General features: G+C 64.0%; 13 protein-coding genes and 2 pseudogenes. 9 read left to right on the top strand and 6 right to left on the bottom strand.

Features of this window, described 5'->3' with window-relative positions; genetic code table 11:
• Positions 1-44: 44 nt before the first annotated feature.
• From IVB24_RS22060 to nthA, 3 genes are read right to left on the bottom strand one after another with little or no spacing between them, the layout of a single operon-like run.
• Positions 45-422 (bottom strand): nitrile hydratase accessory protein, encoded by a 378-nt coding sequence (locus IVB24_RS22060; protein WP_162308544.1) that lies wholly within the window; start codon positions 420-422, stop codon positions 45-47.
• Complete coding sequence (gene nthB, locus IVB24_RS22055) at positions 422-1,081, bottom strand: nitrile hydratase subunit beta (RefSeq protein WP_247768691.1); 660 nt, start codon at positions 1,079-1,081, stop codon at positions 422-424. Before nthB ends, IVB24_RS22060 begins: the two co-directional genes overlap by 1 nt.
• A complete protein-coding gene (nthA, locus tag IVB24_RS22050) occupies positions 1,078-1,713 on the bottom strand; it encodes a nitrile hydratase subunit alpha (RefSeq protein WP_247768689.1) in 636 nt (211 codons plus the stop codon). Before nthA ends, nthB begins: the two co-directional genes overlap by 4 nt.
• Before the next feature lie 120 nt (positions 1,714-1,833).
• On the opposite strand from nthA, the gene IVB24_RS22045 reads away from it, so the two are divergent.
• On the top strand, positions 1,834-2,640 hold the full coding sequence (locus tag IVB24_RS22045) for an enoyl-CoA hydratase/isomerase family protein (RefSeq protein ID WP_094974176.1): 807 nt from the start codon (positions 1,834-1,836) through the stop codon (positions 2,638-2,640).
• A gap of 35 nt (positions 2,641-2,675) precedes the next feature.
• Here the strand turns inward: IVB24_RS22045 and IVB24_RS22040 are convergent, their stop codons facing one another.
• The gene (locus IVB24_RS22040; protein WP_247768687.1) at positions 2,676-3,665 is read right to left on the bottom strand and encodes a helix-turn-helix domain-containing protein; all 990 of its coding nucleotides are present in this window, start codon (positions 3,663-3,665) and stop codon (positions 2,676-2,678) included.
• 180 nt (positions 3,666-3,845) lie between these two features.
• Between IVB24_RS22040 and IVB24_RS22035 the strand changes: the two genes are divergently transcribed.
• The 7 genes and pseudogenes from IVB24_RS22035 (at position 3,846) to istB (ending at position 13,916) form a co-directional block, all read left to right on the top strand.
• On the top strand, positions 3,846-5,042 hold the full coding sequence (locus IVB24_RS22035; protein WP_247768685.1) for a serine hydrolase: 1,197 nt from the start codon (positions 3,846-3,848) through the stop codon (positions 5,040-5,042).
• Between the two features lie 15 nt (positions 5,043-5,057).
• A complete protein-coding gene (locus tag IVB24_RS22030) occupies positions 5,058-7,052 on the top strand; it encodes a primary-amine oxidase (RefSeq protein WP_247768683.1) in 1,995 nt (664 codons plus the stop codon).
• Between the two features lie 584 nt (positions 7,053-7,636).
• Entirely contained in the window at positions 7,637-9,625 is a 1,989-nt protein-coding gene (locus IVB24_RS22025) for a TonB-dependent siderophore receptor (protein WP_247774151.1), read from the top strand.
• A 167-nt stretch (positions 9,626-9,792) separates the two neighbouring features.
• A complete protein-coding gene (gene fsrB, locus IVB24_RS22020) occupies positions 9,793-11,082 on the top strand; it encodes a siderophore utilization protein FsrB (protein WP_247768681.1) in 1,290 nt (429 codons plus the stop codon).
• 85 nt (positions 11,083-11,167) lie between these two features.
• Positions 11,168-11,440: pseudogene (locus IVB24_RS22015) on the top strand (hypothetical protein); the annotation flags it as partial.
• 113 nt (positions 11,441-11,553) lie between these two features.
• Positions 11,554-13,044: pseudogene (istA, locus tag IVB24_RS22010) on the top strand (IS21 family transposase); the annotation flags it as partial.
• Between the two features lie 8 nt (positions 13,045-13,052).
• Positions 13,053-13,916 carry an IS21-like element helper ATPase IstB gene (istB, locus tag IVB24_RS22005; protein ID WP_346771335.1) on the top strand — a complete coding sequence of 288 codons (864 nt, stop codon included), beginning with the start codon at positions 13,053-13,055 and terminating at the stop codon, positions 13,914-13,916.
• Positions 13,917-14,294: 378 nt separating this feature from the next.
• Here istB and IVB24_RS22000 read toward each other — a convergent pair whose 3' ends face one another.
• Complete coding sequence (locus IVB24_RS22000) at positions 14,295-14,705, bottom strand: BA14K family protein (protein ID WP_247768680.1); 411 nt, start codon at positions 14,703-14,705, stop codon at positions 14,295-14,297.
• A 142-nt stretch (positions 14,706-14,847) separates the two neighbouring features.
• Between IVB24_RS22000 and IVB24_RS21995 the strand changes: the two genes are divergently transcribed.
• Positions 14,848-15,075, top strand: a complete 228-nt coding sequence (locus tag IVB24_RS21995) for a hypothetical protein (RefSeq protein ID WP_247768678.1) — start codon at positions 14,848-14,850, stop codon at positions 15,073-15,075.
• Here IVB24_RS21995 and IVB24_RS21990 read toward each other — a convergent pair.
• Positions 15,072-15,935, bottom strand: coding sequence for a transglutaminase family protein (locus IVB24_RS21990; RefSeq protein ID WP_247774150.1), 864 nt, complete (start codon positions 15,933-15,935; stop codon positions 15,072-15,074). The genes IVB24_RS21995 and IVB24_RS21990 overlap by 4 nt on opposite strands.
• Positions 15,936-16,294: the final 359 nt, after the last annotated feature.

The raw sequence follows: 16,294 nt of genomic DNA, 5'->3' as shown, positions 1-16,294 counted from the left end.
GCGCTTGCGCGTTGCAGCTTTCCGGGACACGAGTGCAGCGCGACCTACCCAAAATCCTCCGGCCTGAGCTCGATCGGCTTGCCGTGCGGGGTGCGATCGGCCGCATGGTCCCAGGCATCGCGATAGCGATGCAGCGTCTCCGTCGACGCAACGCCCTTGCGCGCAACCAAGCCCTCCAGCGTCGCGAGCCAGTGCAGATAATAGGTCTCGCCCGTATCGGGATCGCCCGCCGCCTGCGCGCGCTTGATCTCCGCGGCGAGGGCGGCCGCCCATTCCGGCCAGGTGAACACGCCGCGCTCGTGCAGCGTCAAGGCCATCGCGAAGGCATGCGCCTCCCAAGGTGCGCGGAACACCGGGCCGTCGTCATCGCGGGGAATGCTTGGAATGGCCGCCGTCGCGACCGCCGCTGCCGCACTGCTCATCACGCCGGATCCAGATAAGGCTCGAAGGCGTCGATCGAGACCTTCAGGGTGGGATCACCGTCCTCGCCCCAGAGATCGCGACCCTCGAACACGACCGTGTAGAGCCATTGCGGATGTTCGCCGCGCTCCATCGCCGCCGTATCAGGAAACACGTGGCAGCCATGGTTCAGCTCGACCACGCCGACATGGCCGCGGACATAGCGCGGCAGCCGCGTGTGCGTGGCCGGATGGATGTTCCTGGCGCGCACGCGATCGCCGATGTTGAACCTGGCGGGCGCAGGCGCCGTGCGGCCGAACTTGCCGCGCACCATGACGCGCTCGACCTGGGTGAGATCGAATTTGCCGTGCTTGAGCGCCTTGGCCGGCTGCATCGCATGGCCGGCGGCGACCTCTTCGCGGGAGAGGTAGCCCTTCTCGATCAGCATCTCCTCGAGACCGAGAAACCATTTCTTGTAATAGGAGCTCGAGAGATAAACCTCCGGCGGCAGCGTCTCGCGATAGAAGCGCGAGGTGTCGATGTTGAAGGCACCGGCCGCGCCCATCGCGCGCACCATCGCCAGCACACGCTCTTCCCAATGCGCGTGAAACATCGGCCCGTCCGGCTCCGGCTCGACCTTGCCGAACCCGTCCATGCCGCCCATGTCGTGCACGCCGTTCATGACGGCGCCCCCGGCTGTCGCGGGAATCCGGTGCCGATCATGGAATCGCGCGTGACGAGTTCGGCGAGCTGCTCCTCGCTCCACCCCTCGGTGCCTGCGGGGCGCATTGGCAGCACCAGAAACCGCGTCTCGGCGGTGGAATCCCACACCCGGATCTCCACGTCCTTCGGCAGGCTGACGTCGAAATCGGCGAGCACGCCGCGCGGGTCCTTCACCGCGCGCGAGCGGTAGGGCGCCGCCTTGTACCAGACCGGCGGTAATCCCAGCATTTCCCAGGGGTAGCAGGAGCACAGCGTGCACACGACCATGTTGTGGCGCTGCGGCGTGTTCTCGACCACGACGAGATGGTCGCCGACGCGGCTGACATGGCCGAGCGTGCCGATCGCCTTGGAGCCATCCTCCAGCAGCGCTTTCTTGAACGCCGGATCGGTCCAGGCCTTGGCAACGACGCGGGCGCCGTTATGCGGGCCGATTTTGGTCTCATAGGCCTGGATGATGGCGTCGAGCGCGGCCGGCTCGACATAGCCTTTTTCGGTCAGGATTGTCTCGAGCGCCCGCACGCGCAGCTCGGTCTCCGACAGCTCGGAATGGTCGTGATCGTGGTGGTGATGGTGGTCGTGATCATGGCTCATGGTGGCGAAGATAAGCGCAATGGCCCGGGCCTGTCGAGTATGCGCTGCGGCGCAACCGGGTCCCGTATTCGTGAGGCCGGATGTAGGCTAGCATTGCCGCAAAGCAGAGGGGAGATTTCGTTGACGGACTACGTGAAGATCGAAAAGGGCCTCGGGCCCGAGGGCCGGATTGCGGTGGTGCGTTTCGATCGGGGCGACGGCATCAATGCCCTGTCGCCCGAGGCGTTGCGGCAGCTCACCGCGGCGGCGCGCAGCTTCGAGGACGATTCCGCGACGTCGGTCGTCGTATTGACCGGCAGCTCGGGCGCGTTCAGCGCCGGCTTCGATCTCAAGGATACCGAAGGGCGCTCGCGCAAGGAGATGGATCTCGGCACCCTGCGGCGGCACCTCAAGCTCGGGCCGCGTCTGACGCACGCCTGGCAGGAGATGGAGCAGATCACGATCGCGGCGATCGAGGGTTTCTGTGTCGGCGGCGGCGTCGCGCTGGCCGTCGCGCTCGACTTCCGGATCATGGGCCGCGATGCGCATCTGCGCGTGCCCGAAATCGGGCTCGGCATGAACATGAGCTGGCAGAGCATCCCGCGCATGCTGCATCTGATGGGACCCGCCCGCACCAAGCAGGCGGTGATTTTGGCCGACCAGCGCATCTCGGCGGACGAGGCCCATGAGTGGCGTCTTGTGGAGGAGGTGGTCGATCCCGGCCATGCCTTCGATGCCGCCATGGAGCTCGCCCGCAAGGTCGCCGCGCAGCCGCCGCTCTCGGTCGCGATGACGAAGCTGACCGTCAACCGGCTCGCGCATGCGCTGGACGATCTCGCCAGCCACATGGACGTCGACCAGTTCGCGCTCGCCAGCCTCAGCGAGGATCACAAAGAGGGAGTCGATGCGTTCCTGGGCCGCCGCAAGCCGCGCTTCAAGGGGCGGTAGATTATGCCAGCCCATTGACAAGGCGAACGAGCGCGTCAGGCGGCCAGCCTGGCGCGCCGCAGCGTCTCCGAGGGCTTTTCGGAGAAGTGGCGCTTGTAGTCGAGCGAGAATTGGCTGAAGTGCCAGAAGCCGTGCTGCACGGCGATGTCGTAGATCGACGTCTCGATGCCGCCGGCGCGCTTGAGGTCACGGCGCACGCGGTTCAGCCGCATCGCCCGCCAGTAGTGCATCGGGCTCGTGCCCAAGACCTCCTTGAAGCAATAGCCGAGCTTGCGCGGGCTGGCGCCAACCGCCTTGCAGACCTCCAGCAGCGAGAGCGAGCGATCGCCGCTGCCATGCATCAACTCGCGGGCGCGATCGACGGTTCGCCTCCGTGCAGCCGCGCTGCGGCCGGGATCGCTGGTGCGCGCCGTCGGCAGCATGTCCATGATCTCGACGAGGAGCGCGTCTTCCAGCGCCTGCCGCGCCACGGGATCGTCGAACCGTTTGGGGGCGGCGGAGACGGTCTCGTAGATCGCGGCAAGATGGGCGCGCAGCCGCAAGACCGGCGCCTCCGCCATTTCGATGACCCTCAGCTGATGCCAGACGGCGCGCGGCAGCGCGATGTCGAGGCGGGCGGCCAGCTCCTCGATCAGGGCCGCGCTGGCGACGACGCCGCGCAGCTCGAACGCCTTCGGTGTGCACATGTCGACCTCTGCGTCGACGCAGGCGATGACCTGGGCGCCGGCCACGCTGGCGCCGTTGCAATTGACCTCGCCATCCCCGTGCCAGGGCAGGCCGATGCCAAAACTGTCGGCACCGAGCTGGCCGTACTGGCGGACCTGCTGGCTGGTGATCTCGCGGAACACCTCCAGGTGGGGCAGGGAGAGTTGCGTGAAGCTGCCCCGGAAAGAGCCAGCGCTGATCTGATCGTAGCTCAGCCGCCAGCGGCCGAGGCCGCCGCAGTGTTCGTCGACATCCGTGCTGCTCACCTGAAGCAGGCTGGCAGCCGAGTCCTGAATCGGAGGAGTTGCGCTCAAGATCATGACGATACGTGGAAAATGATCAGCCCAAACCAGAGGGCATAGCGCCCAGACTGGCACGCCCGACGCTCGAGTCCAGCAAAATATTGCCGGATCTCGATAACGCCTGACGACGCCGCGGTGCAGGCTTGCGTCCTGCCGTTCCGACATCGCAGTCGGGGTGGCACTTCGCGGAGGATCGAGATGCGACCGACCGATGTCATGCGCGGCAGCCCGCCGGCGCCCGAGGCCCAGGTGACGCGCGCCAACTGGCGCAGCTTTCCGGCGATCCGCTGGGGCTTTACCCACACCCGCGAAGTGCTGCCGACCGCGGAGGTCCGCCGCTCCGCGCGTCCGACGCCGATACCGAGCGCGCCGCACGAGCTTCAGAAGCTCGGCTTCACGGCACCCGACGGCAAGCCGACCACGATCGAGGCGACGCTGCGCGAGACCTTTGGCGATGCGCTGCTGGTCATGCAGCGGGGCACGCTGATCCACGAATGGTACGGCGACGGCATGAGCGCGATCACGCCGCATCTGATCTGCTCGATCAGCAAGTCGGTCGCGGGCACGCTCGGCGGCGTGCTGGCCGCGCGTGGGCTGCTCGATCCGGAGGCGAGGGTGGTGCGCTACGTGCCGGAGCTGGAGAGCTCGGTCTATGGCAGCTGCACCGTGCGCAACGTCCTCGATATGGCGGTCGCGATCAAGTTCGAGGAAGACTACGAGGATCCCGCGGGCGATGTCGCGCGCTATCGCTTCTCCTCGGGCTGGGACGTGCCGCCGCCCGGCGTCGAGCCCGGCAATCAGCGTGCTTACCTGACGACGCTGCGCGGCACCGGCAAGCCGCACGGCAAGGTATTCCACTACGTCTCGACCAATACCGAGGTGCTCGGCTGGTTCTATGAGCGTGCCTGCGGCATGCCTTATCCGCGCATCCTGTCGGACTATCTCTGGCAGCCGCTGGGTGCCGAGGAAGACGGCTCCATGACGCTTGACGGCCACGGCATGGGCCGCATCGCCGGCGGGCTCTCAGTGACTGCGCGCGACCTGTTGCGCTTCGGCGAGATGATCCGCAACCGCGGCGTGGTCGAGGGGCGGCAGGTGGTGCCGGGCTGGTGGATCGACGACATCCACGAGAACGGCGATCCCAAGGCCTGGGCCGACGGCGATCTCGCCGACATCTTCCCGGGCGCCCGCTACCGCAGCAAATGGTACACGATCGATCCCTCACGTAACGATCTGGCCGGGATCGGCATCCACGGCCAGTGGCTCTACATCGACGCGGCCACCGACACCGTCATCGTTAAGCTCGCGACCCAGCCGAAGGCGATGGACATTCCGCTCGACCATCGCTGGCTCGCCGCCTTCCGCGCCATCACCGCGCATCTTGCCCCGCGCTGACCTCTGGACATCACCATGCTCGATACCGTCAAAGCCAAATCCCCCGCGCAGACCGCGACGCCGCATCCGCTCGATCCGCTGACAGCCGAGGAGATCGCGGCCGCCTGCACGCTGGTGCGCGCCGCTGCGGCCTCGCCGGAAAACTGCCGCTTCCCGACGGTGCGGCTGGAGGAGCCGACCAGGCAGGAGCTGGCTGCGGGCGCAGCAGGGCGCCGCGCCTTCGCGCTGACCCTGGACATCACCACGGGCGAAGCGATCGAGCACATCGTCGATCTCGGCCGCAGTGAGATGGTCGGCCGCAAGGTCATTCCGAACCGCGAGGCGCCTTATGGGCAGCCGCCGGTGATGCTGGAGGAATTCTTCAAGTGTGAGGCCGTGGTGAAGGCCGATCCCGGCTGGCGCGCGGCGATGGTTCGGCGCGGGTTGACCGACAAGGACATCGAACTGGTACAGGTCGATCCGTTCTCCTCGGGCTTCTTCGATTTCGAGTACGAGCGCGGCGCCCGCATCGTGCGCGCCGTCAGCTTTTTCCGCGAGCATCTGCAGGACAACGGCTACGCCCACCCGATCGAGGGCGTGGTGGCCGTGGTCGACCTGATCGCCGGTAAGGTGATCGATCTCACGGACGCAGATCCGATCGTGCCGATCCCGCGCAAGAAGCGGAACTACGGCGCGCATGAAGTCACCAATCCGCGCACCGACATCAAGCCGCTGCATATCGAGCAGCCCGAGGGTGCAAGCTTCAAGGTCGATGGCTGGAAAGTGGATTGGCAGAAATGGAGCTTCCGCGTCGGTTTCACGCCGCGCGAGGGCCTGGTGCTGCATCAGCTCGCCTACCAGGACGGCGCGCGCAAGCGCTCGCTGATCCATCGCGCCAGCGTCACCGAGATGGTGGTTCCTTACGCGGACCCGACCGCGAACCATTTCTGGAAGTCGGCGTTCGATGCGGGCGAATATGGGCTCGGCATGCTCGCCAACGCGCTCGAGCTCGGCTGCGACTGTCTCGGCAACATCCATTATTTCGACGTGCCCGCCGCCGACAACAAGGGCGAGCCCTTCGTCATGCAGAACGCGATCTGCATGCATGAAGAAGACTACGGAATTGCCTGGAAACACTACGAATTCCGCAACGGCCTGTTTGAGGTCCGCAGATCCCGGCGGCTCGTGATCTCGTTCTTCGCGACTGTCGGCAATTACGATTACGGTTTCTACTGGTATCTATACCAGGACGGCACGATCCAGCTGGAGACAAAACTCACCGGCATCATCCAGACCGCCGCCGTGCCGTCAGGCAAGACCTACAAATGGGGCGGCATGGTCGACGACAATCTCGGCGGCCCAACGCACCAGCACTTCTTCAACGTGCGCCTGCACATGGATCTCGACGGCGGCGGCAACACGGTGACGGAGCACGAGTTCGTGCCGCGGCCCTGGGGCGACGACAATCCGCACGGCAACGTCTTCGACACCACGACGCGCGTGCTGTCGCGCGAGCGTGATGCCGCGGCGGTTGCCAACGGCGAGACCGGCCGGTTCTGGAAGATCAATAATCCCAACGAGACCAATTCGGTCGGCGGCGCGCCGGCCTACAAGCTCGTGGTCAATCCAAGCCCCTTGATGCTGGCGCAGGAGGGCAGCTATGTGCGCAAGCGCGGCGGCTTTGCAACCAAGCATGTCTGGGTGACTGCATTCGATCCCGCCGAGAAATACGCCAGCGGCGATTATCCGAACGTCCATGCCGGCGGCGACGGCCTGCCGCGTTACGCCGCGCAGAACCGCAACATCGAGAATGCCGACATTGTGGTGTGGCATTCCTTCGGCCACACCCATGTCTGCAAGCCCGAGGACTTTCCGATCATGCCGGTCGAATACGCCGGATTCATACTGAAGCCGACCGGCTTCTTCGCGGCCAATGCTGCCGGCGACATCCCGCCGGACCGCAATAGCCGCAGCGTGGTAGCCGGCGAAAAGAGCACCGCCGCAACCTGTTGTCACGCGGCCGAAGCGTAACCTTCAACGGCTCGCGCCTTCTGCTTCGCTCGCAACGCTGATCGCGCGATGCAGCCATCGCATACGGCGGCGTCTCAAACAGATTGCCAAGTCAGTCTGGAAATATTCCAATTCTAAAGAAGCGACAGCGCATTGCGCGTGAGCGCATTCGTCGCACGTGCGGCACACAGGTCTGGAGAAATTCTAACGGCGTTCCTATCGCACTCGCAAATTGCCTGAGTTAGGGCGGGTCATCAAAAATGATACCGGCAAAGCCGGCAGTGCGTGGGGCCTAAAACGACGTGACCGACTTCCAATTTTCTTCGCGTGGGGACACGCGCCATCGACAGATTCGGGTGCTGCTGCTCGGGGCGGTCAGTACATTCTCGCTCGTGGTTCCCTTTGGTTCCGTGGAGGCGCAGACGCAGATTCCCGCCGTCACCGTCGACGCGCCAACTCAGCGCGCCCGCCCTGCGGCGGTTGCTTCGTCGCGAAGGGCGGCGACACGCACCTCGCGCGCCAATCGTCGCTCTCCCGCGCAGCCGGCCACGCCGACCCAGTCGGCGTCGTCGAACGGCGTGACGGGCGAACGCGCCAATGGTCCGGTGCGCGGTTTCGTTGCGACGCGAAGCGGCACGGCAACCAAGACCGATACGCCGTTGATCGAAACCCCGCAGTCGGTCTCCGTCGTCACCACCGACCAGGTCAGGAACCAGGGCGCGGTCTCGATCGGCGAGGCCCTGCGCTATACCGCCGGCGTCAGCGGCGACGTCAATGGCGGCTCCGACACCCGCTTCGGCGCTCTGCAGATCCGCGGCTTCGACACCACCATGTCGGGCCTCTACGTCGACGGCCTGCGGATCCCCTCCAGCAACTACGTGCACTTCAACGGCCTCGGTCCCTACGGCGCCGAGCGCCTGGAGGTGCTCAAGGGCCCGTCATCGGCGATGTACGGCGGCAGCGGCACCGGCGGCATCCTCAACTACGTGACCAAGCTGCCGACGGCGCAGCAGTTCGGCGAGGTCTCAGTCTCCGGCGGCAGCTTCAACCGCTATCAGGGCCAGTTCGACATGGGCGGCTCCGCCAACAAGGACGGCACGGTACTGTGGCGCCTCACCGGCGTCGTCCGCGACGGCGAGACCCAGGTCGACTTCACCAAGGACAACCGCGTCTTCATCGCGCCCGCCGTCACGTTCAAGCCGAACGAGGACACCACCATCACGTTGCTCGCCAATTACCAGCGCGACCGGGCAGGGTGGGGCCTGCAGTTCCTGCCGGCCTCGGGCACGGTGTGGCCGAACAACGGCCGCACCATCCCGGTCTCGTTCTTCGCGGGCGTGCCGAGCTTCAACGCTTTCAACACCGAGATCGCAACCGCGGGCTACCAGCTCTCGCACAATTTCACCGACAACATCACGTTCCGGCAGAACCTGCGCTATGCCTATCAGCACAACGAGGAGAAGGTGTTTTACGGCGGCGGCTACACCGACGAGGCCGCGGGGCAGCTCGCGCGCTTCGGCAGCTACAGCAACTCCTACATCAATTCCTTCGCGGTGGATAATCAGCTCCAGGGCAAGTTCACCACGGGCATTTTCAGCCACACCACGCTGGTCGGCGTCGACTATCGCAACACCTCCTTCCGCGACACCGCTTTCTCGGTCACGACGTCAGCGCCGGAGATCAACGTCTTCAATCCGGCCTATAGCTACGACTGGACCGTCGGCGCCATGAGCGACAATACCGGGGTCAAGCAGTCGCAGGTGGGCCTCTATGCCCAGGACCAGATCAAGCTCGGCCGGTTGTCGTTCCAGCTCGGCGGCCGCCAGGATTTCGTGACGACGCAGGTCGACAGCGGCCTCGCTAACACGACTGTCGCGAAGGATGCATCGGCCTTCACCGGCCGCGCGGCCGTGATGTACAATTTCGACAACGGCATCGCACCTTACTTCAGCTACTCGGAATCGTTCCTGCCGGTGCTCGCGACCGGCGCGTCCGGACAGATGCTCAATCCCGAGACCGGCGTCCAGTACGAGGTCGGCGTCAAGTACCAGCCGCTCGGCTGGAATGCGCTGTTCACCTTCGCGGCCTTCGACCTGACACGCGATAACGTCGTCACCTACGCACCGCCGCTCTACATCGCGGAGCAAACCGGGCAGGTGAAATCGCGCGGCATCGAGCTCGAAGGCACGATGTCGCTCGCCGACGGCTGGAACCTGCGTGCCGCCTTTGCCTATGTCGATGGCATGGTCACGCAGGATCCGGTGAATGTCGGCAAGGCTCCGGTCACCGTGCCGCTCAACCGCGCCTCGTTGTGGAGCGACTACACGCTCCAGAACGGGCTGCTCGGCGGCTTGCAGTTCGGCGGCGGCATCCGCTATGTCGGCGCGACCTGGGGCGATGATGCCAACACCTTCAAGGTGGGATCGGCGACCGTGCTCGACGCGCTGCTCGCCTACACCCGTGACAATTGGCGCTTGTCGCTGAACGTCACCAATCTTGCCGACACCCGCTATGTCGCCGCCTGCTACAGCCTGTCGGGCTGCTTCTACGCGGAGGGACGCAAGGCGATCGGCAAGCTGACTTACCGCTGGTGAGTAGACACGGTGATCGATGGCCAGAGCAGGCAGATATGGTCCTCCACAAAACGTCGTCATGCCCGGGGCTTGTCCCGGGCAACCACGTTCTTCGAGCGTCGCCGCAAGACGTGGATGGCCGGGACGAGCCCGGCCATGACGGCGTCGAAGCTCTGTGAAAGACAACCATGAGAGCGATATTCGGCAGACTGCATCGCTGGGCGGGACTGCTCACGGCCGGATTCCTGTTCTTCTCCGGCATCACCGGAGCGATCATCTCCTGGGATCACGAACTCGACGACGTCCTCAACAGCCATCTGTTCGACGTCAGCAGCAAAGGCCCGGCGATCCCCTCGATCGAGCTCGCCAGGACAATCGAGCAGCGCGATCCCCGTGCGCGCGTCGTCTACCTCTTCATGACGCCGGAGGAGGGCCATTCGCTGTGGTTCTTCGTGATGCCGCGGATCGATCCGGCGACCGGCAAGCGCTACGCGCTCGACTACAATCAGGTCTTCCTCGATCCCAACACCGGCGCGGAGCTGGGCCGCCGCTATTGGGGCGCGGTGTGGCCGGTGACGCGGGAAAACTTCGTCTCGTTTCTCTACAAGCTGCACTACACGATGCACATTCCGGAATTCTGGGGCAGCGACCGCTGGGGCATGCGCGTGCTCGGCGTCATCGCGATCATCTGGACCATCGATTGCTTCGTCGGCTTCTATCTGACGCTGCCGTCGCGCCGGCGGGCCAAGGCGGCGCGGGCACCTGCCGTCACGCGCCAGCTCGAGCGCGGCTTCTGGGCGCGATGGGCGCCGGCCTGGACCATCAAGACCTCCGGCAGCGCCTACCGGATCAATTTCGACATCCACCGCGCCTTCAGTCTCTGGACCTGGGGCGTGTTGTTCGTCATCGCCTTCACGGCGTTCTCGCTGAACCTCTATTTCGAGGTGTTCTCGCCGCTGATGAAGATGGTGTCGAACTACACGCCGACACCCTATGAGCAGCGGCCTTATCGCGATCTCGACGATCCCATCGAGCCCAAGGTCAGCTTCGCCGACATTGCCGCACGCGCTGCCGCCGACGGCAAGGCGCGCGGCTGGACCATCCCGGTCGGCTCGATCAATTACGGCCCGGCTCATGGCGTCTACGCCGCCGCCTTCTTCCACCCCGGCGACGATCACGGCGCCGGCGGCGTAGGCCCGGCCCAGCTCTATTACGACAGCGAGGACGGCCGCCCGATCGGCGAACGGCTGCCCTGGGTCGGCACCGCCGCCGACATCTTCGTCCAGGCGCAATTCCCCCTGCATTCGGGCCGCATCGTCGGCCTGTTCGGCCGCATCCTGATCTCGATCATGGGGCTGGTGGTCGCCGTGCTCTCCGTCACCGGCGTCGTGATCTGGTGGCGCAAGCGCCGTGCCCGGGTTCGGGTGCGCGAGACCGCTGCGATGCGGCTGAGCCGGCAGCTGACGCCGGCGGAGTAGGGCACGGTGAAACGGTCGTCGGGATGAACCTTCCGGTTTCGCAGGGCCACAAAGATGGGAGATATCCCCAGTTCCGCGGATCCCCATGAAATCCTATGCCTTGCTCTGCCTGATCGTCCTGGCGGCGCCCGTCCAGGCCGCAGCGCCCGAGCAGTCTTATCTCGACCTCCGCGATCGCTACATCGCAAAGTTCTCGAAGGCGAAGGAGAGCGACGAGCTCTCCAAGCAGCATGACGCGGCTCTGAAAGAGCTGACGAGCGTGTTGCGCGGCCTGATGGGTCGGGTCACGATCAAAGAGCTCTCGAGAGACGGCAAGTCCAACGTCGACACGCTCTTCAGGGATGACTCCGGCTTCGGCCTGTGTTTCGGCATGGAATAAGGACCCCGTTTTCGGGGTGATCGGCATCCAATCGGGACCCCGGGATAAGGGTCCACAGTGGCTTCCATCGAGTCATGGAAGCCGAGGTTGGGATGCTGGTGGTGGAGACGATTGGTAAGATCCGTCGCGCCTACTTTGTTGATGGTCGTCCGATCAAGGCGATCTGCCGAGAACTTGGCGTATCGCGGAAGGTGGTTCGCAAGGTCATTCGTTCTCAAGCGACGGAGTTCCGGTACGAGCGCGAGACGCAGCCGCTCCCGAAGATGGGTGCCTGGAGTGCCGAGCTTGATCGGTTGCTGGCAGGGAATGAGAGCAAGGCGGCGCGGGAACGGCTGACACTGATCCGGCTATTCGAGGAGCTTCGCGGCCTGGGTTATGCCGGCGGCTATGATGCGGTTCGTCGATACGCCAGGCGCTGGAGCAAGGAACGCGGGCAATCGACCGCGGCCGCTTATGTCCCGCTGAGCTTTGACCCAGGCGAAGCCTACCAGTTCGACTGGAGCCACGAGGTGGTCCTGTTGAGCGGCACCACGGTAATGGTGAAGGCCGCCCATGTCCGGCTCTGTCACAGCCGCATGCTGTTCGTGCGGGCCTATCCGCGGGAGACGCAGGAGATGGTGTTCGACGCCCACGACCGGGCGTTCGCCTTGTTCAAAGGCACCTGCACCCGCGGCATCTACGACAACATGAAGACCGCCGTAGAGACGATCTTCGTCGGCAAAGGGCGTCTCTACAATCGTCGCTTCCTGCAGATGTGCAGCCACTATCTGGTCGATCCGGTCGCCTGCACGCCAGCGTCGGGCTGGGAGAAGGGGCAGGTCGAGAACCAGGTCGGGCTGGTCAGGGAACGCTTCTTCACGCCGCGGCTGCGGTTCAAAAACCTCGAGGAATTAAACGCTTGGCTGCTCGACAAATGCATCGCCTACGCCAAGGCTCATCGCCATCCGGAGCTAGTCGATCAGACGATCTGGGACGTGTTCGAAGCCGAACGCCCCAAACTCGTTCCCTATGCCGGCCGCTTCGACGGCTTCCATGCGGTGACGGCATCGGTCTCGAAGACCTGCCTGGTGCGCTTCGACAACAACAAATACTCGGTCGCAGCCAGCGCAGTCGGACGACCGGTCGAGGTTCAAGCCTATGCCGATCGCATCGTGATCCGTCAGGATGGACGCATCGTTGCCGAGCACCCGCGATCCTTTGGGCGCGGCGATACCGTTTACGACCCCTGGCATTATGTGCCGGTGCTCGCCCGCAAACCCGGCGCCTTGCGCAACGGTGCTCCCTTCAAAGACTGGGTGTTGCCGGCCGCGATCGAGCGGATCCGGCGCAAGCTTGCCAGCACCGACGATGGCAATCGGCAGATGGTCGATATCCTCAACGCGGTGCTGACTGACGGTCTGCCCGCGGTGGAAGCGGCCTGTGCCGAAGCGCTCAGTCACAGCGTCCATTCCGCCGATGTGGTGCTCAACATCCTGGCCCGTCAACGTGAACCCGCCCCACCGGCCAACATCATGACACCGGCCGCACTGACGCTCCGTCATGCACCGATCGCCGATTGTGCCCGCTACGACAACCTCCGGAGGACCATCTGATGGAACGAACCCAAATCTTCGACCTCATGGGCGAACTCAAGCTCTACGGCATGAAGGCTGCCTTCGACGAGATCATGGCAACTGCCGTCAAGCGCCAGCACGAACCTCAGCGCATTGTCGGCGATCTGCTCAACGCCGAGATCAACGAGAAGCAAGCCAGGTCGATCAAATATCAGCTCACCATTGCCAAGCTGCCGCTTGCCAAGGACATCGCCGACTTTCAGTTCGACGGCACGCCGATCAATCAGACTCTCGTCAATGATCTCGCTGGCGGCGGCTTCATCGCCCAGCAACGCAACGTCGTGCTGGTTGGCGGCACTGGCACCGGCAAAACCCACCTGGCCATTGCAATTGCAAGAAGCTGCATCCGATCCGGTGCCCGCGGCCGCTTCTTCAACGTCGTCGACCTCGTCAATCGCCTCGAGACCGAGACCCGCAACGGACGGCAAGGACGGCTCGCCGAGCATCTGACCCGGATGAACTTCATCGTGCTGGATGAACTCGGCTATTTGCCCTTCGCCCAGTCCGGTGGCCAGCTTCTGTTCCATCTCGTCAGCCGGCTCTATGAGCGCGCCTCCGTCATCGTGACCACCAATCTTGCGTTCGGCGAATGGCCGAGCGTGTTCGGCGATGCCAAAATGACCGCCGCGCTACTCGACCGATTGACCCATCACTGCGACATCGTCGAGACCGGCAACGACAGCTGGCGATTCAAAAGCCGCGACGATGTTCAAACAACCCGCGCTCGCGCCGTCTCCGCAACCCCGACCAGCTCCGACGACCCGAGCGCTACCAGCAGAGCACGCCGATCAAAGGGGTCCATTTTGGATGCCGATAGGGGGTCCCAGTCAAACGCCGATTGACATGGGCGGCGCCGACGACCTTCATGTTGCTGCCGGTAGCAGGCTGGCTCTCGACGATCTGACACTTCATCGTCGCGGTATCCTGAGCGAGGTAAAACGACGAGGGCGATTGCCCAACGGTCTTGCCGGTCTCAGCCGCGAATAACGGAGATGCGAGTGCGAGGACTGCGACCGTCGCCAATAGGGTGCGTTTCATGGAATCCACCAATTCTTGTTCGTCCGGGATCGGACAAAGAACGAATAGAAGCGGCGGACAGGCGTTCCCGCCTATGGCGGATTTGTTTTTCGCGAACGAATTGACGTGGATCAACGACGGCTTCGAATATCTGTGGGCAGCCCGACCAGCATATCAGACTGCCCAGACCGAGGTTGCCGTCGTTACGGGCAGGGATGCCGCAGGCCATCATAGCCGAGATAGGTTCCGGAATACGGGTCATAGGACCTGAAGCGCCGTGCGCAATAGCCGACCGCGTCGTCAACATAGGGAGGCGGAGCGACGTAGGCCGGCCCGTAGCCGGGGCCATAGCCATAATACCCGTAGGGTTGCGTTGCGCCAATGATCGCTCCGCCGATCAGAGCGCCGGCGATGCCCGCACCAATTCCAATTCCTGCACCGCCATGATAGCCGCCGCGCCAGCCGCGGCGATATTGCACCGTCTCTACCGATGGTGCTACCGCGCCGCGCAGCATCAGCGGGGAAGTGAGCGGCGCCGCAGCGACGGGCGCGACTAGCCACGGCGTCGTGGCGGCGATGAGCGCAACAAGCGTGGTTTTGGACGATTTGCTCATAACAGCATCTCCAGATGCGTTTTCGGGTAGCGCGGCGGTCTGAAGCCGGCGTCTTCGGAAGGATGCGCGATAATGATCCAGGAGGCCTTACGTGAATTGATCTAGCGCAACGTGAGCGCGCATCGATTGGACAGACTTGGTCTTGCCGATCGGAGAAATTCGCGAAGCAGTGTCCGGCGCGGGAGCGATGGGCGATCTTTCCTTCATCCCCAGTCGCGCGCGCTTCGCTGCCAAGGCAGCACAGGGCGCTTCCATGCTTTCGCTCATCAGCGGGATCCTGATCATTTGCGTCGTCGGGGCACTTTGCTTCTGGGCCATCGACAGGTTCGTCAACGAAAGCCGGCCGGCAATCCGCCGAAGGTCGACCTAAGACGAGACAAAAACTTCTACGGACATCCCGGCAAAGGCACCGGTGCTGCCGACGAAGCTGCCGGACACCGGGATCGTTTGCCGGATATCGCGCGCGACCGCGACCGGGATTAGATTGAAGCCGCCGAGGCTGCGATTGGTGGGGTCGAATGTGATCCAGCCGGCTCCCGGTACGAAGACCTCCGCCCACGCGTGGGTCGATCCTGCACCGCTCGACCCGATGCTCCGTCGTTCTGGATTGTAAAGATAGCCGGAGACGATTCTGGCTCCGAACCCGAGCATGCGTGCTGCTTCCGTGAAAAGCACCGCGAAATCCCGGCATGACCCCCAGCCACGATGCAGGGTTTCTACCGGCGTTTGGGTGCCCTCGTCCTCACGGCTCTGATACCGGACAGCTTCGGAAACGCCGACGCTGAGGTCCTTTAGCAACGACAGCGTGTCAGTCCGACTTCCTCGGACGAACATTTGTGCCCAATTTCGCAGGACCCCCGCCGGGTCCGAGAACTGGGGGAGGGCGAGGGCGCCGAGGTCGGTCCAGTCGTCGCCAGAATAGCGGAATGGGTAAGACATGGCGGAGACCGCGATATCGAACACAGGCCATGCGACGGCGTCGAGCTGAAGCTCCGCGACGCTGGCGATCACCAGATTGGAGGCCGTCATCTGAAACGTCGCCGTCGCGATCGCATTGCCAAACACATCGTGCGCCCAGGTCAAGGCCGCAGGCGGCGTCACCGTGACGTTGCTCGAGATCAGACGAAGCTCGCGGCTTTCGCGCGGACGAAGCATGAGGCGGTGCGGCAACAGGCGCACATGTTCGTTGAATCGATAGGTTGTCGTGTGAAGAACCTTCAGCGTCGTCAGCGAAAGCTCCAATCGGGCAGCTTGTGACCTGGGCTCTTATCCAATGGCCCCTCGGGAAGTATGGCCGGGTTGAACCTGCCCATGCAAATGTCGATCCAGGCGCGACCAGGTTGACGGGCATCAAAGTGCAAGCAAAACATCGATGGTCGTAGCGCGCCGGGATTGTCGGCCGGGAGCGGGGTTCGGGGTAGCCCTGGATTTGGCTGGTGAAGAATCCAGATGAATTTGCACCGTCTTTCTAAAAAACTCCAATTATTTCAATGCACCTGGTCGAAGTGAATTTGCTTCCCTCAAAATCTGCGTCCATCCAAATCTGCTTTTTGCCGTCGAATGGTCCATTGGAAACTGCTTTTCGTTGC

It is taken from the genome of Bradyrhizobium sp. 192 (assembly GCF_023100965.1).
Taxonomy (GTDB): domain Bacteria; phylum Pseudomonadota; class Alphaproteobacteria; order Rhizobiales; family Xanthobacteraceae; genus Bradyrhizobium; species Bradyrhizobium symbiodeficiens.
Note: the sequence above shows the minus strand (reverse complement) of the source record. Positions and strands in the feature narration are given on the sequence as shown.

Bases quoted from the DNA above. Each gene is read 5' to 3' on its own strand.
- IVB24_RS22040 (WP_247768687.1), bottom strand. From the start codon at position 3,665: ATGATCTTGAGCGCAACTCCTCCGATTCAGGACTCGGCTGCCAGCCTG.
- IVB24_RS22030 (WP_247768683.1), top strand. From the start codon at position 5,058: ATGCTCGATACCGTCAAAGCCAAATCCCCCGCGCAGACCGCGACGCCG.
- nthB (WP_247768691.1), bottom strand. From the start codon at position 1,081: ATGAACGGCGTGCACGACATGGGCGGCATGGACGGGTTCGGCAAGGTC.
- IVB24_RS22000 (WP_247768680.1), bottom strand. From the start codon at position 14,705: ATGAGCAAATCGTCCAAAACCACGCTTGTTGCGCTCATCGCCGCCACG.
- IVB24_RS22060 (WP_162308544.1), bottom strand. From the start codon at position 422: ATGAGCAGTGCGGCAGCGGCGGTCGCGACGGCGGCCATTCCAAGCATT.
- nthA (WP_247768689.1), bottom strand. From the start codon at position 1,713: ATGAGCCATGATCACGACCACCATCACCACCACGATCACGACCATTCC.
- IVB24_RS22035 (WP_247768685.1), top strand. From the start codon at position 3,846: ATGCGACCGACCGATGTCATGCGCGGCAGCCCGCCGGCGCCCGAGGCC.
- fsrB (WP_247768681.1), top strand. From the start codon at position 9,793: ATGAGAGCGATATTCGGCAGACTGCATCGCTGGGCGGGACTGCTCACG.
- istB (WP_346771335.1), top strand. From the start codon at position 13,053: ATGGAACGAACCCAAATCTTCGACCTCATGGGCGAACTCAAGCTCTAC.